Here is a 1546-nt window from a genome sequence, read left to right on the forward strand (position 1 = left end):
TTCATGAAGGTTCATTCGGTTTTCATTCGAAAACCACTTGCGATGGCCGTCTCGACTTCGAGAGATCAATGCCTTAGGCGCCAATGCGTCCCTATTGATCGACCTCGACGCCGAAACTTCGACCATGGGGCCATATTTTAAGCCATTGTCCTGTAAGATTAAACAGACTTTTCTGTCAGGAACTATTTATAAACAGGCCAATGACAATATCATGCATCTGGTTAATCTTTTAATCCTCGTTCTTAATGTTAGATGCTTTCTTTCGATTTTCTGCGTATTTCTTTTTCCAACAATATTTTCGTTCGCCGCAATACCTCGATCATAGGCACCCCAACCATCCGTAAAGAACTTTTTTATGCCAAATGGTTTCAGCAGCATTTTTAATTTAGCGAATACTTCGTCTTTTCGGCAGTGCCCTGATCTATATGATTTGTCTCATACGGATGCCTTGAGCAAAAGTGTATCGTTTTAGTGATGCACAAAGTATAGATATTTCACCTGTCATAGAGACGCTAGAATCTTCTTTAAAATTTAAAGTGATTTAAAATCCGTCATTTATATTAATGAAACGCTCCCGGCGTCCTCATGTTAAATTAAACATCTATACCAAATTGCGCCAACGTGATTCTCGATTTTCTTAGAGAATGAGAACGCCTTCCGAACCAATCGCGAAACACGCTGCCGAACCGTGCAATTGAAGCGCTCGATATGATTCGTTTTTCCGGATTCTTTTCCGACTGAATGGTGCCGTTCTTCGGGAAAAACGCAGTTATAGGATCCCCAGAAATCCGTATAGCAGACCGCCCGCTCTTGGTATGCGGCTGGCAATGAACCCCATAGACCTTGCGCTCCTTCGCGTCCACGCGTGCCGATATAGAGCCTCACAATCAGGCTTGTCTCTCGATCTTTCGCGGCTCTTCCGGATCTCAAGTAGTGTGCGATACAATATTTATCAACAACTTACCCGCCCACCCATGATCGAAGTCTATTCGAGCCCGTTTCATTCACGAGTCTTCGCATGATCGATCCTGAGCAATTTCGTCACTCTATTGGTCTCTCTGACATTGCCATTGAGCGTGTTGTCTTCGAGGAAGGCAATGTGCTGAAGATCTACGTCAACATGGCTGTGAAGGTCACGATTCGTGAGCGGTTATCGGAGGCCGTTCTCGCGACCTCCTATCGCCTTGCCGCTTTGGCGTTGCGCGAGCAATCGCGCGACGGATACATGCGGCTTTTTCGGATCATGGGTGCGAGTTGGAGCCGGTTTCTTCGGGCCACGTGGATGCTTGCGGTACTTGCGCAGCTGCACCTGTTGCGCGGTGGCGAGCAGCCAGGCGGCCATCGCCTCGGGGGTGAACGTTTGAAACACGGCCCATTCCTATGGAGTTCAATCTGACCCAAAAAGGCGCCCAATGATTCATGCTGGTTTCGTGTCGCGGTGCGGGCGGTGACGCGCCCGTGGTCGTCGCGCTGGTTGGCATCGACAGCCCCGTCGCCTCCAGGCATCCTTTGCCTCACGATCCTCTGACACCGTGAATCTGAGCCG

At 48.8% G+C, this 1546-nt stretch carries 1 protein-coding gene and 2 pseudogenes; 1 reads left to right on the top strand and 2 read right to left on the bottom strand.

The window, feature by feature from the left end:
* Nucleotides 1-175: 175 nt before the first annotated feature.
* Together G3480_RS29670 and G3480_RS28075 are read right to left on the bottom strand one after the other, a co-directional pair.
* Nucleotides 176-408, bottom strand: a pseudogene (locus G3480_RS29670) (IS1 family transposase); the annotation flags it as partial.
* A 180-nt stretch (nucleotides 409-588) separates the two neighbouring features.
* Nucleotides 589-912 (bottom strand): annotated as a pseudogene (locus G3480_RS28075) (IS1 family transposase); the annotation flags it as partial.
* Nucleotides 913-1018: 106 nt separating this feature from the next.
* Between G3480_RS28075 and G3480_RS26575 the strand changes: the two are divergent.
* The gene (locus G3480_RS26575) at nucleotides 1019-1396 is read left to right on the top strand and encodes a hypothetical protein (RefSeq protein ID WP_164657200.1); all 378 of its coding nucleotides are present in this window, start codon (nucleotides 1019-1021) and stop codon (nucleotides 1394-1396) included.
* The last annotated feature ends 150 nt before the right edge of the window (nucleotides 1397-1546 follow it).

Source organism: Thiorhodococcus mannitoliphagus, assembly GCF_010915725.1.
Classification (GTDB): Bacteria; Pseudomonadota; Gammaproteobacteria; order Chromatiales; family Chromatiaceae; genus Thiorhodococcus; species Thiorhodococcus mannitoliphagus.